25 protein-coding genes and 1 pseudogene are annotated in these 25706 nt (G+C 69.3%); 11 read left to right on the top strand and 15 right to left on the bottom strand.

Features of this window, described 5'->3' with window-relative positions; genetic code table 11:
- Positions 1-440, bottom strand: a 440-nt coding sequence (locus ACZ4Z5_RS15205; protein ID WP_468262083.1) for a helix-turn-helix domain-containing protein, incomplete at its 3' end; no start/stop codon positions are given.
- A gap of 983 nt (positions 441-1423) precedes the next feature.
- On the opposite strand from ACZ4Z5_RS15205, the gene ACZ4Z5_RS15200 reads away from it, so the two are divergent.
- Entirely contained in the window at positions 1424-2152 is a 729-nt protein-coding gene (locus ACZ4Z5_RS15200; RefSeq protein WP_468262026.1) for a hypothetical protein, read from the top strand.
- Positions 2153-2448: 296 nt separating this feature from the next.
- Here the strand turns inward: ACZ4Z5_RS15200 and ACZ4Z5_RS15195 are convergent, their stop codons facing one another.
- Positions 2449-2922 carry a hypothetical protein gene (locus tag ACZ4Z5_RS15195; RefSeq protein ID WP_468262023.1) on the bottom strand — a complete coding sequence of 158 codons (474 nt, stop codon included), beginning with the start codon at positions 2920-2922 and terminating at the stop codon, positions 2449-2451.
- A 307-nt stretch (positions 2923-3229) separates the two neighbouring features.
- Between ACZ4Z5_RS15195 and ACZ4Z5_RS15190 the strand changes: the two genes are divergently transcribed.
- Positions 3230-4291 carry an HNH endonuclease gene (locus ACZ4Z5_RS15190; protein WP_468262020.1) on the top strand — a complete coding sequence of 354 codons (1062 nt, stop codon included), beginning with the start codon at positions 3230-3232 and terminating at the stop codon, positions 4289-4291.
- A 110-nt stretch (positions 4292-4401) separates the two neighbouring features.
- Here the strand turns inward: ACZ4Z5_RS15190 and ACZ4Z5_RS15185 are convergent, their stop codons facing one another.
- Together ACZ4Z5_RS15185 and ACZ4Z5_RS15180 are read right to left on the bottom strand one after the other, a co-directional pair.
- Positions 4402-4581: an AIPR family protein gene (locus ACZ4Z5_RS15185; RefSeq protein ID WP_468262018.1), complete on the bottom strand. Its 180-nt coding sequence runs from the start codon at positions 4579-4581 to the stop codon at positions 4402-4404.
- An 879-nt stretch (positions 4582-5460) separates the two neighbouring features.
- Entirely contained in the window at positions 5461-6612 is a 1152-nt protein-coding gene (locus ACZ4Z5_RS15180) for a beta-propeller fold lactonase family protein (protein WP_468262080.1), read from the bottom strand.
- A gap of 353 nt (positions 6613-6965) precedes the next feature.
- On the opposite strand from ACZ4Z5_RS15180, the pseudogene ACZ4Z5_RS15175 reads away from it, so the two are divergent.
- The 3 genes and pseudogenes from ACZ4Z5_RS15175 to ACZ4Z5_RS15165 form a co-directional block, all read left to right on the top strand.
- Positions 6966-7217, top strand: a pseudogene (locus ACZ4Z5_RS15175) (NF041680 family putative transposase); the annotation flags it as partial.
- Between the two features lie 365 nt (positions 7218-7582).
- A complete protein-coding gene (locus ACZ4Z5_RS15170) occupies positions 7583-9220 on the top strand; it encodes an IS1182 family transposase (protein WP_468262015.1) in 1638 nt (545 codons plus the stop codon).
- A gap of 238 nt (positions 9221-9458) precedes the next feature.
- Positions 9459-10115, top strand: coding sequence for a class I SAM-dependent methyltransferase (locus tag ACZ4Z5_RS15165; RefSeq protein ID WP_468262012.1), 657 nt, complete (start codon positions 9459-9461; stop codon positions 10113-10115).
- A 247-nt stretch (positions 10116-10362) separates the two neighbouring features.
- Here ACZ4Z5_RS15165 and ACZ4Z5_RS15160 read toward each other — a convergent pair whose 3' ends face one another.
- The 4 genes from ACZ4Z5_RS15160 to ACZ4Z5_RS15145 form a co-directional block, all read right to left on the bottom strand.
- The gene (locus ACZ4Z5_RS15160; RefSeq protein ID WP_468262010.1) at positions 10363-10773 is read right to left on the bottom strand and encodes a hypothetical protein; all 411 of its coding nucleotides are present in this window, start codon (positions 10771-10773) and stop codon (positions 10363-10365) included.
- 243 nt (positions 10774-11016) lie between these two features.
- Complete coding sequence (locus ACZ4Z5_RS15155) at positions 11017-11751, bottom strand: dienelactone hydrolase family protein (RefSeq protein ID WP_468262008.1); 735 nt, start codon at positions 11749-11751, stop codon at positions 11017-11019.
- A 582-nt stretch (positions 11752-12333) separates the two neighbouring features.
- Positions 12334-12630, bottom strand: a complete 297-nt coding sequence (locus tag ACZ4Z5_RS15150; RefSeq protein WP_468262006.1) for a hypothetical protein — start codon at positions 12628-12630, stop codon at positions 12334-12336.
- Between the two features lie 152 nt (positions 12631-12782).
- Entirely contained in the window at positions 12783-13124 is a 342-nt protein-coding gene (locus ACZ4Z5_RS15145) for a hypothetical protein (protein ID WP_468262003.1), read from the bottom strand.
- 199 nt (positions 13125-13323) lie between these two features.
- On the opposite strand from ACZ4Z5_RS15145, the gene ACZ4Z5_RS15140 reads away from it, so the two are divergent.
- The 3 genes from ACZ4Z5_RS15140 to ACZ4Z5_RS15130 all read left to right on the top strand — a co-directional run bounded on the left by ACZ4Z5_RS15140 (position 13324) and on the right by ACZ4Z5_RS15130 (position 16074).
- Positions 13324-13977, top strand: coding sequence for a serine hydrolase (locus ACZ4Z5_RS15140; RefSeq protein ID WP_468262001.1), 654 nt, complete (start codon positions 13324-13326; stop codon positions 13975-13977).
- A gap of 514 nt (positions 13978-14491) precedes the next feature.
- Positions 14492-15574, top strand: coding sequence for a magnesium and cobalt transport protein CorA (locus ACZ4Z5_RS15135; RefSeq protein WP_468262077.1), 1083 nt, complete (start codon positions 14492-14494; stop codon positions 15572-15574).
- 251 nt (positions 15575-15825) lie between these two features.
- On the top strand, positions 15826-16074 hold the full coding sequence (locus ACZ4Z5_RS15130) for a DUF2277 domain-containing protein (protein WP_468261998.1): 249 nt from the start codon (positions 15826-15828) through the stop codon (positions 16072-16074).
- A gap of 108 nt (positions 16075-16182) precedes the next feature.
- Here the strand turns inward: ACZ4Z5_RS15130 and ACZ4Z5_RS15125 are convergent, their stop codons facing one another.
- From ACZ4Z5_RS15125 to ACZ4Z5_RS15110, 4 genes are all read right to left on the bottom strand, one after another.
- On the bottom strand, positions 16183-16830 hold the full coding sequence (locus ACZ4Z5_RS15125; protein ID WP_468261996.1) for a DedA family protein: 648 nt from the start codon (positions 16828-16830) through the stop codon (positions 16183-16185).
- A gap of 369 nt (positions 16831-17199) precedes the next feature.
- Positions 17200-17655: a DoxX family protein gene (locus ACZ4Z5_RS15120; protein ID WP_468261993.1), complete on the bottom strand. Its 456-nt coding sequence runs from the start codon at positions 17653-17655 to the stop codon at positions 17200-17202.
- Positions 17656-17763: 108 nt separating this feature from the next.
- Positions 17764-19443, bottom strand: a complete 1680-nt coding sequence (locus tag ACZ4Z5_RS15115) for an alkaline phosphatase D family protein (protein ID WP_468261990.1) — start codon at positions 19441-19443, stop codon at positions 17764-17766.
- Positions 19444-19750: 307 nt separating this feature from the next.
- The gene (locus ACZ4Z5_RS15110; RefSeq protein WP_468261987.1) at positions 19751-20395 is read right to left on the bottom strand and encodes an HNH endonuclease family protein; all 645 of its coding nucleotides are present in this window, start codon (positions 20393-20395) and stop codon (positions 19751-19753) included.
- A 164-nt stretch (positions 20396-20559) separates the two neighbouring features.
- On the opposite strand from ACZ4Z5_RS15110, the gene ACZ4Z5_RS15105 reads away from it, so the two are divergent.
- From ACZ4Z5_RS15105 to ACZ4Z5_RS15095, 3 genes are all read left to right on the top strand, one after another.
- Positions 20560-21408 carry an ABC transporter permease gene (locus ACZ4Z5_RS15105; RefSeq protein ID WP_468261984.1) on the top strand — a complete coding sequence of 283 codons (849 nt, stop codon included), beginning with the start codon at positions 20560-20562 and terminating at the stop codon, positions 21406-21408.
- 199 nt (positions 21409-21607) lie between these two features.
- A complete protein-coding gene (locus ACZ4Z5_RS15100) occupies positions 21608-22189 on the top strand; it encodes a TMEM165/GDT1 family protein (RefSeq protein ID WP_468261982.1) in 582 nt (193 codons plus the stop codon).
- 338 nt (positions 22190-22527) lie between these two features.
- A complete protein-coding gene (locus ACZ4Z5_RS15095; protein WP_468261979.1) occupies positions 22528-23178 on the top strand; it encodes an HAD-IA family hydrolase in 651 nt (216 codons plus the stop codon).
- Positions 23179-23230: 52 nt separating this feature from the next.
- Here the strand turns inward: ACZ4Z5_RS15095 and ACZ4Z5_RS15090 are convergent, their stop codons facing one another.
- The 3 genes from ACZ4Z5_RS15090 to ACZ4Z5_RS15080 form a co-directional block, all read right to left on the bottom strand.
- Positions 23231-24334, bottom strand: coding sequence for a peptidoglycan-binding domain-containing protein (locus ACZ4Z5_RS15090; protein ID WP_468261976.1), 1104 nt, complete (start codon positions 24332-24334; stop codon positions 23231-23233).
- 261 nt (positions 24335-24595) lie between these two features.
- Positions 24596-25084 (bottom strand): GNAT family N-acetyltransferase, encoded by a 489-nt coding sequence (locus ACZ4Z5_RS15085; RefSeq protein WP_468261973.1) that lies wholly within the window; start codon positions 25082-25084, stop codon positions 24596-24598.
- A gap of 258 nt (positions 25085-25342) precedes the next feature.
- A complete protein-coding gene (locus ACZ4Z5_RS15080; protein WP_468261972.1) occupies positions 25343-25522 on the bottom strand; it encodes a DUF6461 domain-containing protein in 180 nt (59 codons plus the stop codon).
- Positions 25523-25706 lie beyond the last annotated feature (184 nt).

Below are 25706 nucleotides of genomic sequence, written 5' to 3'. Positions count from 1 at the left end.
ACGCCGCCGACGATGTCCATCTGCCACAGCTGCATCGGCCGGTCCCGCTGCCAGCGCTTGTAATCCGACCGCTTCCGGCGCCGCACCCCCGCCTCTACCAGGCCATGCCGGACCAGGATCCGATACACCGTCATCCGCGACGGCACCGGCGCCACCGCCCCGGACCGTTCCAGCACATGCGCGATCCGCCGCGGACCCCACCTCGGGTGCTCGCGCCGAAGCTCGCACACGGCCGCCTCCACCTCGGCAGACGCCTGATGCGGACACGAAGCCGGCCTGCGCGAACGATCCGCCAACCCGGCCAGACCAGAAGCCTCATAACGGGACTTCCAGCCGCTGACCGTCTGCCGCGACACCCCCAACGACGCGGCGACCTCAGTCACGGTCAATCCCGCCAGCACGGCCAGGACAGCCCGGTATCTCTGCTCGACAACCGACAACTCCACCAGCGCCAATCCCGGCCTCCCCACACACGCCGCAACGACGCGCACAGAAAAGCCGATCACGGCCCCCGTCAACCATCAGCTGGGATCGAACTGTCAAGCATCACCCGGGATCGGACACAAGCACCTGATCCCAGCGCGGTAGGACTTTCCCTACTTCATCAAGGGCGCTTCCGCCGCGACAACGCGGCGTCGCGCGGCCCGGCGTCCGGCCCGCCGCTCCTGTCTTCGCCCCGCTACGGACCGGCCGCCGGCCCGCGCGCCAAGGCGGGGGGCTGGATGGGGTGAACCCGGATCGGTCGGCTTCCTGTCAGAGCAGATGCCTCCGGCGGGGGCGCTCAGGCTCCGGGATGGAGGGGCCCGTCCTGCGGTTGCCGGTCCGATGTGGTGCGGGAGGGGCTGTCATCCCGCCTGCCATCGACCCAGGCGGAGCCGAGCAGACACGGGCCCTGGCGTCCAGGTCGTTCGTACAGTGGCGCGCTCCACCTGGACGCCAGGACCCGCGCCCGCTCCACGGTGTGTGGGTCGACGGCAGACGGGATGACAGTGGGGCGGGGTGTGGCTAGGGACGTGCCCCCTGGGTGCCCGAACGGTCGATCCGTCCTCGGGGCTCCGCCGACCTCTGTGCATCCGATCAGCGCACGCTGACTCATCTTTCGGGGCACACTAAGGCTGTGATCGATTCATGCGTGCGAGGCGCATTGCGCAAGTCTTTGTCAACGGCTGCGGCAGAGTCAGGAGGGGGCGCCGGGATTTCGCCCCTAAATCTTGAGGATGATGGCTCTATTTGGTCGGGTACTGGACTCGGTTTCCATCCTTGGTTTATTGCGGACCCCGCAGGCGGATTCAGCTGCCGCCAGTCGCCCATTTTTGGCCTTTGCATGATTCGTGCGGCCCTACGCTCCGCGTTTCTTACGACTCGGGCGGTCTCTGCCGGTGATCTTTTGCAAGGGCAGAAATTTCACGCGGCAGCTACGGCCATGTACTACACCGCAGCATTCCATGGATTGGACGGTCTCCTAGCTGCCCGTGGTCGAGTCTTGGTGCAGCCGGCGCTCGGTCAAGTCCGGCCCTATCGTCACGAACTGCCAAACGGTGCCATTTCCGCAGGGTTGAAGTTTGAGCCGCTTCCGAAAAATCCAGAAGTCATGTGTGGGACCTGGACGAGGCAAGGCGTTTGGTCGTTCGAGCCCAGGCGGCGCGACCACGTAGCTCGTTGGCGTGAGCTAAAGCAGCTCGTGTCGGCGAAGCGTGCTGAGCTCCCAGGTTACGTCGTTGAAGCACTCTCATACGCATCAGGTGAATCCATCGCTCAGAAGAGTTTGAGTGAGCTTCTGGAAGACGGGATCCCTGCACTGGCTCGCCTGCGTCATCAAGCCCTATATGAGGGCTTTGGGTATGACGATGAAGCATTCGACGCTGCGGCTAATCAAGTCAATCCGTACGGAATCGGATTGGATGCGCGTGCTAGCTCGCTGCGAAATCTAGCGGTAGGTCTTCTATCCGAGGCGCTCGCGATCGCTGACCTCCTATTCGAGTGGGAAGCTGAGGGTTACGAGAATGCGAATATGGTCAGGACTCGACTTGTCTTGAGCACATTGATGCCTGCGTTTGAATTCGAAATCGGCAACTACTCGGACAAGTTGGATCCGGAAACAGTTGCAGCGGTGCAGCGCATCGTCGACTGGCTCTCCCCGCGAAACGCGTAGACGCTCGCTTAATGACGGTGCTGCTGACGTACCGGGCCGCCTGGGGTCAGGTGATCGGTTGGGACGCGTGATGCAATCGTTGTGCGTCTCGCCGGGCGAGCGGGGTCGTACGACGTGTAGCTCCGAGCCCGGCAATCTGGGCCGCCTCTGGGTCGTGCGAGGGGGCTCAGGGATGACCTGGGGCGACCAAGAGTGACAGGTCGGCTACGAGGGTGATCCGGGAACGCACAGGTCAGGGGGTTCGTCACCTACTGGTTCGCACCCGGGGGTGGCGGTCAGGCAAGATGGGGTGTTTCTTACCGCGGCGGCAGGTGAAGTTGCTCGTGATGGTGCCAGATGAGGTATCGGTCCTCTCGGCGCAATTCGGCAGAGCCCCACTCGATGCGGATCACGCCCTGAGTCATGGAGCAGGCGTAGGCGACGAGGGCGAGCTTGATGTCCGCTGACAGCAAGGCGAGGTCGGGGTGAGGGTCTGGCTCGTCCAACTCGTCGAGGTCCAGGTCGAAGGCCTGCTGCATGGGCTCGGGGCCATGCCGGCGTATCAGGTCGGCACGCAGGCCCGTGGCGCGTCGTAGTCGTGCCGCCGTGACAGGGACGTCCTTCTTCGCGTAGCGGAACGGGTAGATCATGTGGTCGCTGAGGATTACGAACGTGCGTCCCTGTAAGCGCACCGGGTTCGCCCCCGGAAGCGAGGAGAGGCTGACTTCCAGTTCCTCGTATTGGGCGGCGTACAGGCCGTGCCCGTACGCCTCTAGAGTCTGAGTCTGCACCCCTTCGTGTCCGGTGCGGGCCCTGTCATGCGCTCGGACCAGGCTGGCGGGGATCAGGTCAGCCAGCTGGTTGGCGGCGTCACCAAAGGCTCTCTCGGCCCACGCTGTCACGGTTCCCACGGCCCTACCGCCCTTCCCCCTTGTGGCACCTGAGTGCCGAGCAGCATTCAACGGAACCGTGCAGGGTGAGGGTGAGCCGCGCAAGAGGGCATCCGACGCACGACGGGGCGCACGGTGCCCTGGAGCCCAGCCATCGGGCTGCGTTGAGCGGCAGAGGGTTGTCATTGGTGGGCCGTACGCTGCCGCCATGCGCAGAGGAGCGATCACACAGGGGTGCGTACTCAAGGCCATCGCGGAGTATGACCAGTTGGGACGGGACGAGTTCCTGGCGAGGTACGGCTACGGCGAGGCCCGCTCGTACGTTTTGGTGCACGAAGGGCGGGAGTACGACTCCAAAGCCATAGCCGGCGTGGCGCATCAGTGGGATCAAGGGCGAGCCCTCAAGCCTGATGAGTTCAGCGGAGGCAAGGAGCACGCCGCGGCGTGGCTGAAGCGGGCTGGTTTCCACGTCAAGGCCGTCAAGAATCCTGACTGGGCCCGGGACGAGATCATCCTCGCCTGTCAGCTCGTGATGGAGAACGGCTGGAAGGGGCTGGACGCTCAGGACGGCAGGGTGATCGAGCTGTCAGGCCTGCTCCAGTTGCTTCCCATCCACGCCGAGGCGGAGCGCAACGAGAAGTTCCGCAACCCCAACGGAGTGGCGCGCAAGACGTTCGACATCGCCACGCGTCATCCGGAGTACCAGGGCAGGCCCACCAACGGCGGCGCGCTCGACGTTGCGGTGCTGATGGAGTTTCTCGACCGGCCTGACGAGATGACCGGGGTCGCTCGGCTCATTCGCCAGGGCATCGCGGCCGGCGAGCTGCAGAGCCTTGCGCCGACCGAAGACGAGGAGTTCGGCGACTACAGCGCTCCTGAGGGACGGCTCCTCATGCGCCGGCACCAGGCCCGCGAGCGGAACAAGAGCCTGCGGAAGAAGAAGATCGCTTCTGTGACTCAGCGCGGTGGGCGGCTGGCGTGCGAGGCGTGCGGGTTCGACTTCGAGGAGGTCTACGGCGACCGCGGTGCTGGGTACATCGAGTGCCATCACGTCCTGCCGTTGCACGAAGCGGGCGAGGGGCGGACCAAGCTCAGCGATCTCGCCCTCATATGTGCCAACTGTCACCGCATGATCCACCGGCATGCGCCATGGCCGACCCCTGGAGAGCTGCGGGCCTCCATCGAGCGAAAGCTCGCAGCTGACAGGCGTGCCGCGGAAGCCATCGCCCGACCACGCAGGGCAGCTGACGAGCAGATGCCGAAGCCGTGATCTGACATCCACTGCTGACATCAACGTCGGCGCACAGAGGCAGTCCCGTACGGCTGTGGGCGGCAGCCGTCGCTGGGGCCGCCACGGTGCTCAGCCGCCATCGGGCGAACTTACAAAGCAGATGTCGGCGGGATCGCTACCTTGTCTCGAGTGGTCGTCAACTCGCGGGCAACAATCGTGACGCCATTATTAAGGACAAAGAACCGCCCTTTCGCGGCAGCATCCTCGAGCGTTCGCTTGATGTCAGTGTTTGGCGGGGTTGTGCTCCTGAAAATCGCGCACGTTGTCATTGACTGACACGCCAGATCGGACCGAGAACTGGCGACAGCCGAATACGCGCGCCCACCAATACCGGGGCCGGTCTTTATTCACCATTGCGGGAAGTCCGGCGTCCTGGTGGTCAGGGCGCCGGACTCCCTCACGACGCTGCGCAACGTGCAGGCGTCTCTCATCCCCCGGCACGCCCCATTCGGCAGGGCGTGGCGATCGGGGGAAAGCTCACGTCAACGGATTGCCCGGGACCGTCACGGTGGGTCCCTGGACGATGAAGGTGTCGACGGGGCCAGCAGGGCCGGTGGCTCCGGTGGAGCCTGTTGCCCCCGTGGGGCCGGTGGGGCCTGTTGCACCGGTGGGGCCGGTGGGGCCGGTGGGGCCGGTGGGGCCGGTGGCTCCGGTTTCTCCGGCGGTTCCGGTGGCACCTGGCTCCCCCCTGGGTCCAGTGGGCCCAGTGGGTCCCGTGGGTCCGGTGTCGCCGGGCTCCCCGGCGGGTCCGGTGGCTCCCGATTCGCCAGCGGGGCCAGTCGCCCCGGTAGGACCGGTAGGACCGGTTGCGCCGGTGGGGCCGTTGGGTCTGGTGTGCCCTGGTTTGCACTTGTCGTCTCCCGTCGGTCCTTTCGGGCCGACTGTCCTGGGCTTCGGGCACTTGTCCCCGTCGGCAGGCTGCGTCGCTGCGCCGAAGTGGGAAGTTTTGTCCGTGCGCTGCACGCCGGCGGTTACTGGACTCGTGATTCCCATGAGCGCGAGGGTGAGCAACCCGATCGCGCCGCCGGTCAGCCAAGCACTCCGTCGAGGAAGCGGACCGAGTAGGGACCGTGACGTGCCGTCAGAGCTCATGCATTTTCTCCCGATTCTTCCGAAAGCGAACCAGTCGCCGTCACGTGCGGCCCTCCCTACGGCGTTTGATCGGCGCACACTGCGTAGGGGGTGACGTGGACGTCTTCCTCGGTCTGATTGTCGACGAGCACGTGCCACGAGTCGTCGACCGGCTTGCTGGTGAGGTTGTGCTGCGGTGGGCCGGTGAGCTGGAACCCACCGCCGGTGAGGACACTGCCCGCGGGGCACGTGGTCACCGCCGTCCCCGGCACCCTTCCGATCGCCACACCGTCGGGAAAGGAACCGACGACGACGGTGTCGACGACCGTGTTGGAGGCGGTGTCGATCACCCGAACATCGTTCGTGCCTTCGTTGGTGATGTACGCGAAGCTGCCGCCGGGCGTGACCGCCACCTCCCTGGGGGTGGTGCCGACGGGGACGGTGGCGATGACCGTGTTGGAGGCGGTGTCGATCACCGATACATCATTCGAGAGGGCGTTGACGACGTAGACGCGGGCGCCGTCAGGCCTTACCGCCAGGCCCTCGGGGGCGTCACCTACGGTGACGGTGTCGACGATGGTGTTGGTGGCGGTGTCGACCACGGACACGTCGTCCGAGTCGCCGTTGGCGACGTAGCCGAATGCGCCGTCGGGCGTGAACGCCACATCCTGGGGGCCGAGACCGACGGGGAAGGTGTCGACGACGGTGTTGGTGGCGGTGTCGATCACGAACACGTTGTTCGAGAAGACGTTGGTGACGTAGGCGAATGCGCCGTTGGGCGTGACCTCCACACCTGTGGGGCCGTCACCGACAGGGACGGTGGCGATGACGGTGTTGGTGGCGGTGTCGATCACGGACACGTTGTCCGAGGCGACGTTGGCGACATAGACGCGGGTGCCGTCGGGGGTGACCGCCACACTCCGGGGAATGTCGCCCACGGAGATGGTGTCGATGACGGTATTCGTGGTGGTGTCGATCACCGCCACCTCGTCAGTGTTGGCGGTGGACACGTACACGCGGGTGCCGTCGGGTGTGACCGCCAGTTCCAGAGGCCCTGATCCGGCGGTGAGGGCAATGGTGGCAGTGATGGTGTTGGTGGCGGTGTCGACCACCGACACGCTGTCCGATACTGAGTTGGCGACATAGGCGAACGTACCGCTGTCGGCCATCGCGGGGGAGGACATGGCGATGGGAACGGCCATGCCAGTCAGGACCGCCAGCGTCGCCATCCAGACCCGCACCAGGACGCCCCATGAACCCTGTCCCCCGCCACTGGGCACCGTTCTGCCCCGCTTCGGCGCCCCCCGAACTCCGATACCCGACATGAAACCTCCTGCAGCGCACACCGAGGTGTGCTCGAGTCGTTCAAGCTTCTGAATGGATCCGGGATCTGTCGCCCCGCCATCCCCATCCGGTCATGGATGTCCGGGATCGCCGACGCGGCGACGATCGTCGCCGCGTCGGACGCTACGTGCCGCGATCAACCCGTGTCCGTCGGACATTCCGAACGCGGGCCGTTCGGATGACAAGTTCACGGGGGATCATTGGGCATCCGGAGGACAGGAACGGTCCGGCCGTCATCCTCCGCCGCTTCGGCTTGGAGCACACCTTCCGCTTCGCCAAGCAGACGCTCGGCTGGACCCGCCCCAAACTCCGCACTCCCCAGGCCGCCGACCGGTGGACCTGGATCGTGATCGCCGCTCACACCCAGCTCCGCCTCACCCGTGAGGCCGCCGCAGACCTGCGCCGCACCTGGGAGAAGCCGACCGAGCCCGCCCGGCTCACCCCGGCCCGCGTCCGCCGCGGGTTCAGGAACATCCGCCCGCACCTGCACAATCGGCCCGCGTACTGGCTTTGTTCACGAGAACCGACAGCACATGTACGCGAGTTTGGGCAGCACTCGAAGCTCTGCAGAAATCGAACAGTTCATGACTTCAGGCAGAACGGGCCCCTGCCGAGAATTCAGCAGGGGCCCACGGTGTAGGGGTGCCGGTAAGAACCGTGTCACCGATCCTGCTGGCTTATTCCGTGCCCGGCGGGGCTGGTAGCTCGTTGGTCGGGACAGCAGCGGCCGTCTTGGCGATCGCGGTCGCGGGTGGGGTGTGGAATGTCGATGCGGCCGAGGCCGTGGCCGAAGGTGCCTGAGCTGACCGCGCAAGTAGCGCGGGCTGTGGCGGCACGGGCCCGTACCCGTTGGCGATGCGGGTCCGTGACGAGCTGGGCGAGTTGTTCGCGGACGCCGAGTTTGCCGAGGCGTTCGGATCCAGAGGGAGGCCGGGCTGGTCACCGGGCCAGCTGGCGCTGGTGACGGTGTTGCAGTTCGCCGAGAACCTCACCGACCGGGCGGCAGCGCATCGGGTGCGGTACGGCATGGACCTGAAGTACGCGCTCGGCCTGGAGCTGGATGATCCCGGGTTCGACGCCTCGGTGCTGTCCGAGTTCCGCACGCGACTGGTCGAGCACGGGATGGAGGAGAAGGTGCTCGACCTGCTGCTGACCGCCCTCAAGGACCGGGGCCTGGTGAAGGCGGGAGGCAGGCAGCGCACTGACTCCACCCGCGTGCTGGCGGCGGTACGCGACCTGAACAGGCTGGAACTGGCTGGGGAAACACTGCGGGCCACGCTGGAGGCGCTGGCCTGCGCGGCCCCGGATTGGCTGACCGGGGCGGTGCCCGTTCACGATTGGGTCGAGCGCTACCGCCCGCGGACTCACTCCTGGCATCCGCCGGCTTCCACGAGCAAACGCGAGGAGATGGCCCTGGTCTACGGCCGGGACGGGTTCGCGCTGCTGGAGGCGGTGCACACCCATGACGCGCCGGCCTGGCTGCGCGAACTCCCAGCGGTGCAGGTCCTGCGCACGATGTGGGTGCAGAACTACCACCGCACCGTGACCGAGGCCGGAGCGGAGGTGAAACGGCGGGAGAGCAAAGACCTCCCGCCCGGCAGACTGCGGCTGGCCTCCCCGTACGACACGGATGCGCGCTACGGCCTCAAACAGGGCTCCTGGTGGACCGGCTACAAGATCCACATCAGTGAGTCCTGCGACGATGCCGATGACCAGGACTCGGCTTCCGGCGGCCAGGCCCTGATCCCTGGAGCCGACGGACCGCCGCCGCGCTTGATCACCAGCATCGCGACCACCGACGCCACAGTGACCGATGCGGAAATGACCGAACCGGTCCATCACATGCTCGCCGCCCGCGATCTCCTGCCCGCCGAGCACTTCCTCGATTCCGGTTACGCCTCCGCCGAGTTGATCGTGGGCATGAAGAAGAACTTCGGAGTCACCCTGGTCACCCCGGTCCTGATGAACAGCTCACCCCAGGCGCGTGCCGGCGCCGGGTTCGACCGCACCGCGTTCACCATCGACTGGGACAAGCGACAGGCCACCTGCCCACGCGGGGACACCAGCACCTGGTGGAGCCCCGCCACTCTGCGCGGCACCAAGGCCATCGTCATCAAGTTCGACAAGGAGACATGCCGCCCCTGCCCGGTGCGCGACCAGTGCACCCGCTCGAAGACCGGCGGCCGGACCCTCTCCCTGCAACCCCGCGAACTGCAAGAAGTCCTCGACCATGCCCGCCTCCAGCAGGGCGACGAGCAGTGGCGAGCCAAGTACGGAACCCGCGCGGGCATCGAGGGAACCATCCACCAGGCCGTCGCGGTCACCGGGATAAGACGTGCCCGCTACCTCGGTCTCCAGAAGACCCACCTGGAGCACGTCTTCTCCGCCGTTGCACTCAACCTCATCCGCCTCGATGCCTGGTGGAACGGCCACCCGCTCGACTGCACCCGCGTCAGTCACCTTGCCCGACTCGACCTCTCCCTTGCCGCGTGACCGAATAGGGGTCTTACTGGTGTGATCGCCTAATCAACTGTCGCCGGTTCCCCGAGGAACCCAGCCAGTTGGTGACCGACTGTGGTTGCCAACGGCGTATCGGCTCCGGGTCCCACCGGCCTCGTTGCGGAGCCGGGTGGTGGTCTTGTCGTGGTAGCGAGAGCGTCTGCGTCGACGGGCGCGGGATTCAGCACGAGGTGGGAGAACAGCTGCGAACGCGGGTGTTAACTTCCTTCCCGTGGTGGAGTACCAGGACGAGACCAGGGCGGCCTACGACGGGGTCGTCGAGCTGTATGCGTCGATGTTCGCTAATCGGCTGGAGACGCACCCGTTCTCACGGAACATGATCGGCACCTTTGCCGAGCTGGTGCGCGGGACCGGGAACCCGCGGGCAGCCGACGTCGGCTGCGGGCCCGGACATCTGACGGCCATGCTGCATGACCTGGGGCTGGACGCCTTCGGGCTCGACCTCTCCCCAGCCATGGTCGACCACGCCCGGCGGGCCCATCCGGCGCTGCAGTTCGACGAGGCGCGCATGGAGACCCTGCCAGTCGAGGACGGCGCGCTCGGCGGCGTGCTGGCCCACTACTCGATGATTCACACCCCTCCTGGGGAACTACCCGCGCTGCTCGCCGAGCAGGCGCGTGGCCTGGCACCAGGGGGCCTGCTCCTGGTCTCGTTCTTCGCGACCGACGGGCCCGAGCCGGTCCGCTTCGACCACAAGGTGACGCCCGCCTATAGCTGGCCGGCGGACCGGTTCGCCGAGCTGCTGGCCCGGGCCGGGCTCGTCACGTTCGCCCGGCTGCTCCACGACCCGGCCTCTGATCGGGGCTTCCTCGACGCCCACTTGCTGGCCCGCAAGTCGGAGGACACCGTCGAGGCCACCGCACAATAAGCCAGCAGGATCGTCACCAGCCGCAAACGGCAGTGATCTTGCGGGGGCATCCCTCGTGCGGGCCCAAGGCCGTGCACCTGCAGTGTGTGAGCCCGCGCGAGGACGATCTACGAGGCGCGTCGGCGCGGCGCGCCCGGCCACGCGACCGAGGCGGCCGTCCCGCGCTGCGCGACGTCGCCACCGGTGGACGCCGGTGCGCAGCGGCCGTGCAGCGCGGCCAGCTCGTCGGCGCGGCACGGCCCGCTGCCTACTGTGTCGCGTCGGCGGCGCGGCTGAAGCGCTGGTACTCCGAGTCGCCGGGCGGGATGATGCCGGCGCGGACCATGGCGGTGCCCAGTTCCAGTTCGCGGTCCGGGTCTTCGCATTCCAGGCCGGACTGGATGATCTGCGCGACCATCTCGGTGGTTCCGGCCAGGAAGATCGATCCGCTGTCGACTTGGTAGAACCACGCCTCGTAGAGGGGCGATCCGTCGGAGACCACGTCCCAGAGTTCGACGCAGTACAGCACCTCGTCGTCGGGGGTGCCCGGGGTCAGGCGGCGCTCGGCCGGGCGGTCCTCGCCGTCGTAGGCCTGTCCGCACAGCCGGAGCTGTTCGACTTGGACGGGAGCGAGCTGCGCGACCGACGTGATGTGGCGCTTGTTGGTGAAATCAGCCATGGGTGCGGACGCTAGCAGGGGGATGGCGGGCGTGCTTCCGAGGGACCGTATCGGAAGCACGCCCGCCGCTTGTTCACCGCCGTCACGGGTGATGCCATCGCAAGATCACCGCTGTTCGTGGCTGGTGACACGGTTCTTACCGGTACCCCGTGTAGAGAGCTGCGGAGGGCCGGTACCTGTCCTCGATGAGCGGCATGCCATCCGACATCAGCTACCGCATGCTGCCGGTCTGACGACCCGGCCTCACTTCAGATGCCGGGTGAAGAACTGGGCCGCGGCGTCCCCCGCGAACTGCGGGACGCCGGTGTGCCCGCCCATGTTGGCGTGCAGCGACTTCTCCTTGGAGCCGAAGGCGTCGAACAGGTCCAGGGCCGCCTGCCGGTCGTTCCCTTCGTCGTCCCACTGCAGCAGGACGTGCAGCGGAATGGTGACCTGCCGGGCCTCCTCAAACATGGCGCGAGGCACGAAACTCCCGGCGAACAGAGCAGCGGCCGAGATGCGCGTTTCGACCACCGCCAGCCGGATGCCGATGGAGATCACTCCCCCCGAGTACCCGACCGGACCACCGATCTCGGGCAGCGACAGGAGGGCATCAAGGACGGCCTGCCATTCCGGGACCGCCTTGTCGACCAGCGGGAGGATGAGGGCGTCGACGATCTCGTCGCTGACCGGCTCGCCGGCCTCCATCGCCCGACGCAGGTCAGCGCGGGCCTGCTCGGCGGCGGGCCAACGGGGCCGGTCGCCGCTTCCGGGGAGCTCGATGGTGGCCGTGGCGAAGCCCTCCGCCGCGGAATGCCGGGCCCGGGCCACCAGTCGGGGGTACATCTTGCGCAGCCCGAGGGGAGGGTGGCCGAGCAGGATCAGCGGCGCCGGTACGGATGAGGATCCGGGCGTCCACAGGATGCCGGGGATCTCACCGAGGGTGAATTCTCGTTCGAGGACGCCGTCGTCGAGGCGCTGCTCGGAAGTGAAATGCATGGTCGTGCCTTTCGGGAGTGCACTGAAACGGCGCTCCCGGATGACCTGTCTATCGCCCGACCGTGACCCCGGAGGGGAGCACCCATGTCGATACTGCGTTCACGGGTACCACCTCCTCGATCTCTCGCACGGCCTCCGGAACGTAGCAGTGGTCGCCCTCGTCCGCCAACGGGTTTTGCGGAGTCTCCGTGGCGCTGCCGCAGAGCCGCGACTCGGGAAGCGGGGTGCGCTGGCGCTGTCGTTTCTCATGAACATCGAACACGACGCACCGCCGACGCCTCCCAAACTCGTGTACATGTGCTGTCGGTTCTCGTGAACAAAGCCAGCCCGCGTACCGAAACCATGAACATACGGACCAGGCAGGCCAGTTGGATCGAAGAATCGACGTCCCGCCACCCGCTACGACGTCGGCAAGGCAACCAAACGCCCCCAGAGCATCACCGAACGCAATGAGCCCCGTAGTAACGGCGAGTGGTCCCCTGCCACGCGCAGTTCCGGCAGGGGCGAAGCACAGAGCGGGTCGTCCCAGGACGTGGCGCAGGTGCCGCACGGCGAACAGCGGCTCACCCGCCGAGCCCGCGGTCACCCGCGTGGCGTGAGGTGGACCTGGACGCCCCCGAGTGCTGACGCCCACTCATCGCCGCGCTCCAGAGCCACGCTTCCCTCACTGAGCATGCGGGCCATCATGAGGTTCGCGGACTCTCTCAGCGCTTCCCAGGGCTGGGCGGAATCGAAGATCCGCCGCGAGTGTTCGACGGAGACGTCGAGCGCTGCGACGGCCGCCGCCAGGTCGTCCACTTCCTCGCCGGCGCTTCCCACCTCGTCGATCGACCAGTAGATCCACAGGCCCACTCGCTCACGGTTGCACTTCGTCCCCATGGTCACCAGTTGCCGGGAGGCGGTCGGGAGCCGTGTGGCGAGACAGGGGGATGGTCCTGCTCGCGTGCAGCGGAGCCAGGGCGGTGAAGGGGCCATTCGGAGGAATTTTCGTTCATCTTCTCGGCCGTCCCGGGAATGACCTGCCGATAGGCCTATCGGCTCACCCGACGGGCTGGTCCGATCGCCCGCTTGTAATGTCGGGCGCGCGGTGCGATGCCCGCATCGACGGGCCGATGAATAAGGAAAGGAAAAGAATTGGCGCTCAGCAGGAAGGCCTCGAGGGTGACTCTGGGGTTGGTTGCTGTCGCGGTCGCCGTCGCCGTGGTGGTGCCCCTTTCCGTCATGGTCTCCACGGGGTCGCCGAGCAGCCGCTCCAGCTCGGCGACCCCGACCGTCGCGCCTGTGTCCAGGGAGACCGTCTCCGAATCGACCGCTCCCGAGTCGGCCGCCCCCAAGCCGACCGTCTCCCGTGGGACCGGGAACATGAAATCCACATCCCGTTGGTTCAAGGGCGGGCTCATTGAATGCAGGTCCGAAAGGCGTGGGCTGGCGCATTCTCTCACCCGAGATATAGCCAAGTCGCTGGAGAACCGTGCCAGCCGGGCGTCGCTGGCGCTCTACGACCGCATCACTCACACGTCCTGCACCTATCGCGCGGACAAGCATTACGATTCCGCGAGCATAGTCAAGCCGGTGGTTCTGGGAGCTCTGCTCCTCGAAAGGGGCGTCAAGGGCCTGTCCGAGGACGAGGAGGACCTGGCCCGGGAAATGATCGTGAGCTCGGACAACGACGCGACGTACGCCCTGTGGGACGACGTGGGAGCCGACGACATCCAGAAGTTCCTGGACAAGGCCGGGATGAAGGACACCGTCCTGAACGAATCCGGCCTCATGGGTCTGACCCAGGTCACCGCGAGGGACCAGGCCAGACTGCTCAGGCTGCTCACCGGTGAGGACGACTCGGTCCTGGACGCCGAAGAGCGCTCCTACATCCTGGAGCTCATGCACGATGTGCAGGAGGACCAGCGCTGGGGCACACCCGCCGGGGCTCCCTCGGACGCGGCCGTGCAGGTCAAGAACGGATGGCTCCAGCGTTCCGAGAGCGGGGTCCAGAATCCCTGGGACGGCGGGGACTGGAAGGTGAACAGCATGAGCGCGTTCACCGGCCGTTCCTACGACTACGGCCTGGTGGTCCTCACCGAGAACAACAGGGTCCCTGAAGGTGATTCACCGGATGTGGGCTGGGACTACGGCATGGATACGGTCGAAGTCGTGGCCAAGGCCATCCACCGCGACCTGTACCCCGACCGGAAGCGCCTGGCCGGCAGCGATCACGGTCGCGTCTGAACCATCCCTACGGAGGCCCCCCGCAACGAAGAGCTCACGTTGTGGGGGCCCCGGGTCGAACCGCTCCACCTGCTCCGGCGGCGCGCCAGGAGCCGTAGAGCGCCTCATCCCACCTCGTTCCTCTCCGTCAACTGCTCCGGGCCAACGCCCTCGACGAGGGTGTCGCAGCGTACCGGGGCGGGGAGCAGCCCCAGATGTTGGTGTTCTCGTCCTCGCTTAAGACGAGGCCGACGGGGAACTCGGCGCGTTCGAGGAGGCGACCCCGGGAGTCCCATGTCTTGTCGCTGTCGAGGCGCTGCGATCGGGGGAGTTCGGGGTGGGCCGGACCGGTGGCCGTCCAGCTCGGTTCGGACAGGGCGTCAGGTGCGTACTCTGCGGTGATTCCCATGCGACGGATCGTAGGCGCGGGCACTGACACCGGCGGTCGGGCACTGACACGGCCCGGGGGCGACGTGCGAGTATGCCTGCCGGCGGTTCGCTTACCGCCGACGGCTCAAGGAGTTCACCCGTGTCGATGATCCGCAGTCTGCGTCGAGTGGTCCGCCGTGCGTACCGCAGGACGGTGGACCTCAGCCATCCGGCCCGCTCGCCGCTCGGAAGCGCCGTGGTCAACTGCGTCGTGTACCAGGACGGGGCGCGGCAGGTCGGGCGGTGTCCGGCGGACGAGGCCGTGCGACGGGTGCGGAAGGATGGGGACGGGTTCGTGTGGCTGGGGCTGCACGAGCCGACGGAGGAGGAGTTCGCCGAGGTCGCCGTATTGTTCGGGCTCCACCCGCTGGCCGTCGAGGACGGGGTCCGGGTGCACCAGCGGCCGAAGCTCGTGCCGTACGACGACACGCTGTTCGCGGTGTTCAAGACCGTGAGGTACGTGGAGCACGAGGAGTTGACGGCCAGCAGCGAGATCGTGGACACCGGCGAGGTGGGGGTGTTCGTCGGGCGGGACTTCGTGATCACCGTCCGGCGCGGTGGTCACGGCTCCCTCGGCCCGCTGCGCGAGGCGCTGGAGGCCGATCCCGCGCAACTGGCCAAGGGCCCTTCCTCGGTGCTGCACGCCATAGCCGACCATGTCGTCGACGAGTACCTCGCTGCGACCGACGCCGTGCAGCAGGACATCGACGCCGTGGAGACGGCGGTGTTCGCCGAGCCCAGCGGGCGCGGGGACGCCGGGCGCATCTACCAGCTGAAGCGGGAGCTGCTGGAACTGAAGCGGGCCGTGGCACCGCTGGACCGCCCGCTGGAGACGCTCGCCAAGACGCCGAGCCCGCTGGTCGATCCGGACATCCAGCCGTACTTCCGGGACGTCGCCGACCATCTGGCGCGGACCACGGAGCAGATCACCTCGTTCGACGGCCTGCTGGACTCGATCCTCCAGGCCTATCTGGCGCAGGTGACCGTCGCGCAGAACGAGGACATGCGGAAGATCACGGCGTGGGCGGCGGTGATCGCCGTGCCGACGATGGTGTGCGGTGTCTACGGCATGAACTTCGAGCACATGCCGGAGCTGCGGTGGAAGTACGGCTACCCCATCGTCCTGGGCGTCATCGTCGTCGCCTGTTTCGTGATCCACCGGAGTTTCCGCCGCAACGGCTGGCTGTGACGGGTCCCCTGTGCGGGGACGCCGGGTACTCCCCACCGGTCCTGTCGGCTGGTACTTCCCGCTGGTCGCTCCCACTGTTCCTGCACGCCGGTCCTCCCTGCCGGTCACCCCATCGTTCCTGCACGCCGGTCCTCTCCGCACCGGGTGGCTGTCGGCGAAGGGGTTCCGTTCCGTGGTTGTCCACAGGGTGGGTGCACGGTGGTTTTCCACAGGCCCGGGTGCGGTGTCGTCAGCGGCGGCACACTGGAGACATGTGCCGCAGCATCAAGACGCTTCGTCCGCCCGCGCTTCCCGAGGAGGCGACCGAGGAGGACATCAGGGCCGCCGCCCTGCAGTTCGTACGGAAGGTGTCCGGGTTCCGGGCGCCCGCCGCGCACAACCGCGAGGTCTTCGACCGGGCCGTCGACGAGATAGCCGACGCGACCCGGGCGTTGCTGGAAGGTCTCGAAGTGCGGGGCGCGAGGCCGCACCGGGCGCAGGAGGCCGTGGCCGTCGACTGACTTCCGAGCCGCGGGAGGTGTCGACTGACCCCTGACCTTCGGGCCGGGAGGTACTGACCACCGGGCCGGGAGGCCGGGACTGCACGGACCGGTGCGGGCGCCCCGGCCTCAGCCGGTCGCGGGTGCCGGCTGGGGGCGCCGTATCACGTACGCCGCGAGCGACCCCGCCGCGAACAGTGCGCACACGGACAGTCCTGTGGCCAGCCATGTCGCGCCGAGCCACTGACCGCCGAAGTAGCCCAGGCCCACGCTGTAGCTCGCCCAGGCCGTGCCCGCCAGCGCGGACCAGGGCAGGAACTCACTGACCCTGCGGTGCGTGGCGCCCGCGCCGAGGGAGACCACCGAACGGCCGGCCGGAGCGAAACGCGCGATCACCACGAGGGCTCCGCCGCCACGGCTCAGGGCGGTGCCGAGACGTTCCTGCGCACCGCGCAGCCGACGGGAACGGGCGAGGGCCCGGTCCAGTCGGGCGCCGCCACGGCGGGCGACGCGGTACGCGACGAGATCACCGAGGACGGAGGAGGTCACCGCGCAGAGCATCAGGGCGAGGACGTCCGGCACGTCGTGGGGCACCTGCCCGGCCGCGTCCGCCGTACCCGCGAAGGCCTCGGCGGACCCCGCGGCCGCGGCGGTTGCCGCCGTGATCACCAGGACTCCGCTGGGCAGCACCGGCAGGAAGACATCGAGGAGGACCGAGAGCACTACCACGACGTAGATCCATGGGCTGGTGAACAGCCACCCCACAGTGTCGATCACGACGACTCCCCGATACGTGGCTCCCGGCCGCGACGTCGCGCGGGAGCGGCAGGGGCGGCATGACAGCCATACAGCGTACGCCCGCGCAGGGCGAGCGCTCGTCCAGGGTGGCCGGATGTCGCTCTTGATAGTGCGGCGCATGTCTGCCGTGAGGGGCGGGTGTGCGAGCCCGGGCGTCGCGGTGTGAGGGGGACGGAGGATGCCGACGTCGCTGCCGCACCGCGCCCGCCCGCCGTGCCATGACGGCGCTCCGCGCCCGCAGGCGTGCCACGACGCACCGCACCCGCCCATCCCCTCGCGCGGAGACGCCCGGGCCTGCGTGGCCCGGGCGCCCCGGTGGTCCGTCTCCGGATCTGATCGGCGGCCGGATCAGGCGGTGACGCGCTCCCCGCTCCGTGACGGCGCCGAGGCCGGGCGGCGGGAGAAGAGCTGGTCGAGGGCGAAGGCGCCGGGACCGGTGAAGACGAGCAGCAGGAACGCCCAGCAGTACATGGCGGAGCCCTCACCGCTGTTCTCCAGCGGCCACAGTCCCTTCGGCTGGTGGACGACGAAGTAGGCGTACGCCATGGAGCCGGACGCGATGAATGCGGCAGGGCGGGTGAACAGGCCGAGCAGGACGAGCACGCCGGCGACGAGCTCGATGGCGGCGGCGTACCAGAAGGGCCAGGTGCCGGTGGGGACGGTGCCGCCGTTGCCCCCCGCACCGCCGAGGACACCGAAGAGCGAGGCGGCGCCGTGGCAGGAGAAGAGCAGACCCGTGACGATCCGGAAGAGGCCGAGCACGTACGGCCTGGCGCTGTCGAGGCGGTCGGTGAGGGAGGCCATGAGTGGCGTGTCTCCTTCGATGTGGGGACGGAGCGACGGTGCCACAGGTTAGGCAGCCCTAACCATTACTTGCAAGTTCAACATTCGCCATTCTCGGGTTCGGCGCCGTCACTTCACCGGGAATTCACGATCGAAGACCGATACGAGGCGCGCCCGCCGCCCGTTCAGTCCGTCGCCCTTCCGGCCCCGTCCGCGTGCCTGGTCGAGCCGTAGCCGGGCCTCGCGGCCGCGCAGAGTCAGCGTCATCAGCTGGTTGCCGAACCACGGCCCGCCGGCCCTGCGGTGACCGACCGGGGGGCGGCCGGTCCGGCCGTGCCGGGTCAGCATGCGGCCGATCCACCGCCCCGCCCGGCTCCACGAGAACCGGAAGCCGAACCGGAGCGCTGCCGGAACGGTGTTGTGCACGGGGGAGCAGGTCAGCTGGACCACCTGGGCGTCCGGCGCGGGAATGTCTCCGGACCACACCGGCTCCACCACGTACGCATGGTGCACATCACCGGACAGCACACAGATCGTGGCCGGCGCGCCGGGGCCCGAGCCCGCCCGGGCGAACAGCCGCGCCAGCCGTTCGAACGAGGCGGGGAACGCCGCCCAGTGCTCCAGGTCCGCCGCTCTGCGCAGCCGTTCGCCGAACCGGGCCCAGCGGGGTCCGCGCTCGCCACGGCACAGCGCGGCGTTCCAGGTCTCCGTGTCGTGTATCGACGGCGGCAACAGCCAGGGCAGGGAACTGCCGACCAGGAGATGGTCGTACGTCCCCCGCCCGGCCAGGACCTCTTCCTCGAGCCAGCGGGCCTGGCCCTCGTCGAGTATGGTGCGGGCCTGCTCGTCCAGCACCCGGGCCGCGCGGGTGTCGACCATCATCAGCCGGACCCGCCCGAAGTCGCGCCGGTAGCCCCAGCGTGTCCCCGCCGGGCGGGCCTCCGCGTCCGCGGCGAAGCGACGGAGCGGCTCGGTGCCGTCGGGCGACGCGCGCACGGCGGAGTACAGCGGGTCGGCGGCCAGTTCGGCGGGGGAGAGGTTGCCGAGGTGCTGGTACACCCAGTACGACATCAGGCCGCTGAGGATCCGTTCCTGCCACCAGGGCGTGGCCCGCATGCCGGCGAGCCAGGCGGCGCTGGTGTTCCAGTCGTCGATGACGTCGTGGTCGTCGAAGATCATGCAGCTGGGCACGGTGGACAGCAGCCAGCGGGCGTCCGGGTCGAGCCAGGACTCGTCGTAGAGGCGGGTGTATTCCTCGTAGTCCGCGACCTCCGGGCCCGGCGGTTCGTCCAGATCGCGGCGCGCCGCCAGCCAGCGCCTGGTGGCCTGCGAGGTCTCGTCGGCGTACACCTGGTCGCCGAGCAGCAGCAGGACGTCGGGCCGTTCGGCCGCCGGGTCGCCCGCGAGGCGCGCGGCGAGGGTGTCCAGTGCGTCGGGGCCCAGCCTGTTGTGCTCGTCGGCGGGCGACGCGGCCCAGCGGCAGGAGCCGAACGCGACCCGCACCAGGTCCGCCGGCACGGCGGGCGTGCGGATGGTGCTCGGCGGGAAGGGCGACTCGGGCAGCGGCCAGACGCGCCGGCCGTCGAGCAGGACTTCGTACTCCGTCTCGCTGCCCGGCGTCAGGCCGTTCACCTCCACCAGTGCGTAGTGGTGCCCGGCGATCTGGAAGGTGTGCGCAGAGCCGGCCGCGCCGTCCGCGCAGCGGACCTCGGCGGTGCAGGGGCGGTCGGCCTCCACCCATACAGTCGCGGACGCGCCGGACTCCCAGTCGACATACCGCAGCAGTGGTCCCAGCCGCAGTCCGGCCATGTGTTCGCCCTCCTCCGTCGCCCCGTACGGTACGGAACGACAGGGGAAAGCGGTGCGGTTCCGGCCGACGAATCCGCGGAATCTTTCCCGGGATCCGTCCGGGTCACCCCGGGTCATCGCGGGTCGGCGTGTCCGGAGGCGGGAGAGGCTACCGGGCACACGTACCCACAGGGGCGCACCCGGCCCGGAGGAGCGGCCACCGGACTCGGACGCGTGCCCGGCCCGGAGAACGAGCGGCCCCCGGCCCGGACGCGTGCCCGGCCCGGACGAGGGGCCCACCGCGTCCGAGCCGGGGCGGGCGGCCGTGTCAGCAGCCGTTCAGCACGGACTGGAGCGCGGACTTCTCGGCGGAGTCGACGGACAGGCCCCAGTAGTACTTCACGTGCACCCACATCCGGGCGTAGGTGCAGCGGTACGCGGTGCGCGACGGCATCCACTCGGCGGGGTCGAGGTCGCCCTTGGCCTGGTTGACGTTGTCGGTGACGGCGATGAGCTGCGGGCGGGTCAGGTCGTTCGCGAACTGCTGGCGCTTGGCGGTGGTCCAGCTGTTCGCACCGGAGCGCCAGGCCTCGGAGAGCGCGACGACGTGGTCGATGTCCACGTCCGAGGCGGCGTACCAGGTGGCGCCGTCGTACTCGGAGTACCACCGTCCGCTGACGGCGGCGCAGCTGGAGTCCTGGACCACGTTCACGCCGTCGCGCTTCAGGACGACTTCGCGCGTGTTGCAGGAACCGGACTGGGTTATCCAGTGCGGGAAGAGGTCACGGCTGTAGCCGGAGGAGGAACCTTCCGCCTTCACGGTGAGGGCGGCCAGGTAGGTGCGAGCGGTGGCGGCGCTGACGGGGGTGGGCGGGGAGGCCTGGGCGGCGGGTGCGGTGAACAGACCGGCCGTGACGGCCAGGGCGGCGGATGCGGCGAGCGTGGCGGCGCGACGCGCGTAGACGCGGGACATGCAAACTCCCTGGGAGTGGGGGGTGTTGACCGGAAGGACGCGGTCATCGTGGCGGCGCCGGGTTTCGAACGGGTGGGCGCCAGGTAACAGGGTGGCGACATGAGCACGTCACTTCAAGGGGTTCGTGCCCGGTCAAATGACATTCCGCGTCGTACGGTTGGCGAGTGCACGCCGTCGCCGACACCGCCGCCGCCGCCGTCGGCACTGTTGTCGCCACCGACACCCTGCTCCCGGTCGACCCCACCCTCGGCGTCGTCCTCACCGTGCTGCTCGTCGCCGCCGCCGGGGTCGTCGCGTTCGCCCGGCTCGCTCCCGACGGCGGCCGCGGCCGAGCCCGGGACGTGCTCGTCGCGGGAGTGCGTGCCGCCGCTCAACTCGCCGCCGTCTCCGCCCTGATCGGGTGGGTCGTCCGCGCAGGGGCGCCCGCACTGCTCGGCTTCCTGCTCCTCATGTACGCCGTCGCCGTACGCACCTCGGGGCGCCGGCTGACGTCCAACCGCACCTGGTGGTGGGCCGCCGTGCCCATCGGGGCCGGGGTCCTCCCGGTCGTGGTCGCCCTCGTCCTCACCGGACTCGTCCCCGTCAAGGGCATCACCCTGATCCCCGTCACCGGCATCCTGATCGGCGGGGCGCTCACCGCCACCGTGCTCGGCGGGCGCCGCGCCCTCGACGAGCTCGCCGCCCGGCACGGTGAGGTCGAAGCCGGACTCGCCCTCGGGCTGCCCGCACGCGAGGCCCGCATGGAGGTGGCCCGGCCCGCCGCGTCCGACGCCCTCCTCCCGGGACTGGACCAGACCAGGACCGTGGGCCTGGTCACGCTGCCCGGCGCCTTCGTCGGCATGCTGCTGGGCGGCGCGTCACCGCTGCTCGCGGGCGCCGTCCAGCTGTTCGTCCTGGTCGCGCTGATGGCGGTGCAGGCCGTCGCGGTCGCGGTGGTGCTGGAGCTGGTCGCCCGCGGGCGGATCCATCGCCGTGAGCCATCGCGTACGCTGGACCACGCAGAAGGGGAGTAGCTCTTCGCCGGAACGTCGACATACTGCTGGGCTCGTCCCGGCCGGCGCCCGGAGGCGGATCGCGGTACGCGGCCCGCCGGCGAGACCTTCGGCCGCAGTGTCCTGTGCTGTACCCGCCAGACGCTGCCGTGCCGAAGCGACCCCTTTTCCCGGCAGGTCTCTCGGTACGGACAGCCCGACCGATCGAGGAACCCACACCGTGCTCAGCCTCACCGTCCTGGCGATCGCCTTCGGCGTCGTCTTCCTCGCCGAGCTCCCCGACAAGACCGCACTCGCCGGGCTCATGCTCGGCACCCGCTACCGGGCCTCGTACGTCTTCGCCGGCGTCGCGGCGGCCTTCGCGGTGCACGTGGCGCTCGCGATCGCCGCCGGAAGCGTCCTCACGCTGCTGCCGCACCGGGTCGTCCAGGGTGTCGTCGGTGTCCTGTTCCTCGCGGGTGCGCTGATGCTGCTGCTGAAGAAGGACGACGGCGAGGAGGAGATGAAGCCCCCCTCCGGCCAGTCGTTCTGGAAGGTCTCCGGCGCGGGGTTCATGCTCATCCTCGTCGCGGAGTTCGGCGACCTCACGCAGATCATGACCGCCAATCTCGCCGCGCGGTACGACGATCCGCTCTCCGTCGGCCTCGGTGCGGTGCTGGCGCTCTGGGCGGTAGCGGGCCTCGGGATCCTGGGCGGGCGCACGCTGATGAAGTACGTCCCGCTGAAGCTGATCACGAAGATCGCGGCGGGCGTGATGCTGGCCCTCGCGGCGTTCAGCCTCTACGAGGCGGTGACGGGCTGAGGCGCGGCGCCGCCAGTGCCGCCGCCAGTGCGGCCCTGCCCACGACGCGCCGAGGTGCCCGCTCCTCGCACGTCACTTCCCATGGCCGCCCCGATGGACAGCCGGGCGCGCACCCCGTGCGGCACCCTCCGGCACCCGGCCCCGATTCCTCCGCACGGGACCACGCGGGACCACGAGAGACCACGCGGGACCGCCCGGCACCCCGTATGGACGTCCTCCCCGCGACACCCCGTGTGGCGTAACCCGCCACGATTTTGTATGGTGGAGGAACAAAGTGGTTCCGCCCGTACTCCCTGACCGGCGGGCGGAACCGCTTCGCACCCGTCTGGAGTGAGCCGATGCTGCTGACCGCCCGTGCCCTGCTGCTCGACATGGACGGGACCATCGTCAATTCCGACGCCGTCGTGGAGCGCTGCTGGCGGGGCTGGGCCGAGGAACACGGGCTAGATCCCGACGAGGCCCTCAAGGTCGTGCACGGGCGTCAGGGCTACGCCACGATGGCCGTGCTCCTCCCCGACCGGCCCATGGAGCAGAACCACGCGGACAACCGCGCGATGCTGGCGCGGGAGACCGCGGACGTCGAGGGAGTCGTGCCCGTCGCCGGCGCTCGCGAGTTCATGGCCTCGCTCGCCGGACTTCCGCACGCCCTCGTCACCTCGGCCGACGCCGCGCTCGCCGCCGCCCGGATGGGTGCGGCGGGTCTGCCGATGCCGGACGTGAGGATCACCGCGGAGTGCGTCGGGGCGAGCAAGCCCGACCCCGAGGGCTTCCTCAAGGGCGCCGCGGAGCTCGGCTTCGAACCGGCGGACTGCATCGTCTTCGAGGACTCGGAAGCCGGGATCGCCGCGGGCAGGGCCGCCGGGATGCGCGTCGTGGGCGTCGGCCCGCGCGCGGCCCAGCACGGACCCGACGTGCACGTCCCGGACCTCACCCACATCCGTGTCACGCCCGGCCCGGACGGCACAGTGCGGATCTCCGTCCCGCTCTGAGCCGTCCGGGCCGCATCCTTCCGGCAGTCGCAGAGAGCGGGACCGGACCGGTCTACCCGCGCGGCTCGGTCGTGGACTTCTCCAGCCAGCGGCGGGTCTCCGTCCCGTACACGCCGGGCGGGTCCGCGGTGATGCTCATGTATCGCTGGTACTTGCGTACGCCCCGCTCCACGGCGGAGGTGTAGCGGCCGTCGCCCGGTCCGCCGTACAGACCCAACTGTCCAAGACGCAGCTGGAGTTCGCGGACGTCGGGGCCCCTGTCGCCGACGCCCAGCGGCTGCTGGGGCGTGCCCTGGGAGGGCTTCTCGTCCGTGGGCGGGACGCCCGGCTCGGGGGTGCCCGACGGCAGTGTGCCGGGGCCCACGACGGCGATGGGCGGTGTCTCGACCGGGCCGGGGACGTCGGGGGGCCGGGGCGCCGCCGGGGAGGTCACCGGGCCGGACCCGGCGATCGTGCCGCCGCCCGGTGGCGGCACGGAAGGGGGACCGGGGCGGGCCGGTTGTTCCGTCACGGTGTCCCGTCCGGTGGCGGGCGGGTCCGCCTGCCGCCCGGCGCCCGATACGCCGACCTGCACGGCGCCGCGCCCGGCACCCGACCAGGGTCCGCGATCCACGCCGTTCCCCGGCTGCCGCTCACCGCCGCCGTCCGATGTCACGGGCTCTTCGGCGCCCGGCCCGCCGATCGACCCGCCGGCGGATCCGTCCGGCGACAGGGCCAGATCCGGCTCGGACGAACGTGTGCCGTCTCCCGGCAGCGCGATGTCCCGGGCCGTGTCGAAGGACAGCATGCCGCCCGCGAGCGCGGTCGTGCCGAGCGCGGCGGCCGCGGCCATGCCCGCCGCGAGTCCCGCGGTCCTGCTGCGGCGCCGCGCGGCCGCCGCGCTGCGCCGCCCCGCCGCGTGTGCGCCCCGGCCCTGGCGTCCGGGGTCCCCGGCGGCCGCGACGGTCAACTTGCGTGCGGAGGCTCCGTCCGGGTTCTCGGGCGCTTCCGCGACGGGAGCCACTCCGTAGAGTCCGCGCGCGTGGGGCGGGGTCCCGGGCGCCGGCAGAGGGTCGGGAAGCCGTACGTAGGGCCGGATCCGCAGCGGGTCGAAGTCCTCGGCCGCTGCCATCTCCGCCGTGCGTTCGGCGCGCATCGCGTCCGTACGGGCGGCCACCTCCGCACGTTCGCTGCAAAGGCAGCCCGGATCGCCTTCCGCACCCCATTCCGTACCAGCCCGTGTCCGCGATGCCGCACCGCAGACGGGGCAGATCCGTCCGGTCATGACGGGTCCCCCTCCCCCATGGGATGCCTGTGATTATGCAGGGCCCGGCGCCACTGCCCAATGGGCTGTGTCCGGCCCAACAGGCCATAACCGGACACAGTGTTCGGTATGCAGACGGATCACGGGAACGATCGCAGAAGGGCGGACATGCCATCAAGGGGCGGCTCGGAGATCTTTTCCGTACCAGATCTCGCTGTAAGGGCCTTCCTTGTACGCCGGGATCTCCGTGAAACCGTGCCCGAGGTACAGCTTCCGCGCTTCGATCAGGTCGAGCCGGGTGTCCAGCACCAGGCGTTCGGCGCCGAGCCGGCGTGCCGCCGGGTCCAGTGCGGCCAGGAGCGCCGCGCCACCGCCGGTCCCACGGCGGCCGGGTCGTACGAACACCCGCGTGAGCTCGGCCGTGGCGTTGTCGAGCATCAACACGCCCGCACAGGAGGCGGGTTCGCCGTCGTACCGGCCGACCAGGAACTCGCCCGTGGGCGGCACCAGCTTCTCCACCCCGTCGCCCGCGAGGCCTTCGGAGATCTCGGCGTCGGTGGCGGGCCGCTGCCAGTAGCGGCTCGCCACCTCGGCGTAGTAGTCCCGGCGCAGGGCGCTCGCGTCGGGGGTGTCGAAAGGCTCGGGGCGCACGGACCAGTTCATGGGAACTTCTGTACCGCAGCGCCGTCCGCCCGGCGAACCGTTTTCCGCGCGTACGGGTGTGTTCCAGCCGGTCTCAGTCCTGCAGGCCCGCGGGGTCATGGCGGCCTGCACCAGGTCACTGACGGTGCTCTGGCTGGGCAGCGCTGGGGCTTGCCGTTGTCGGCCTTCTTGTAGCCGGAGTCGGTGGTGAACTCGATCTCCTTGCCTTCCAGGGGTTGGCCATCGGCGGTCAGTTTGGCCTTCAGCGTGAGACCGTCCTTACCGCCCAGGGTGTCCAGGGCGTCCCACCGGCTCCTCCGGGACCTCGCCCGTCCGGTATTGGGCCTGCGCCAGCAATTCCTCGGTCACGCGTACGCCGGTGAGACGCTCGGCCGCCGAGGCTCTGGCCGCCTGGATGTCCCGCCCCGACCGTGGCAACCGCTGGGTACCGCAGGCCACCGCCGCAAAGAGCGAACTTCGGTAGCGCGCGTCGTCGGTGCCGACGAGCTGTCAGGAGCACGAGTTCACGTCGATGCTTTCCTTCACCGAGCAGAGCTTGACCTCCAGGGCGGCCACTCGGCGCCCTTGGCCCCGGCCGAGATCTCGGCTGGGGCCAAGGGCGCTCGCAGGCCAGGTCACCTGC

This window comes from Streptomyces sp. NPDC030222 (genome assembly GCF_055573115.1).
This window is presented reverse-complemented; position numbering and strand designations above follow the sequence as displayed.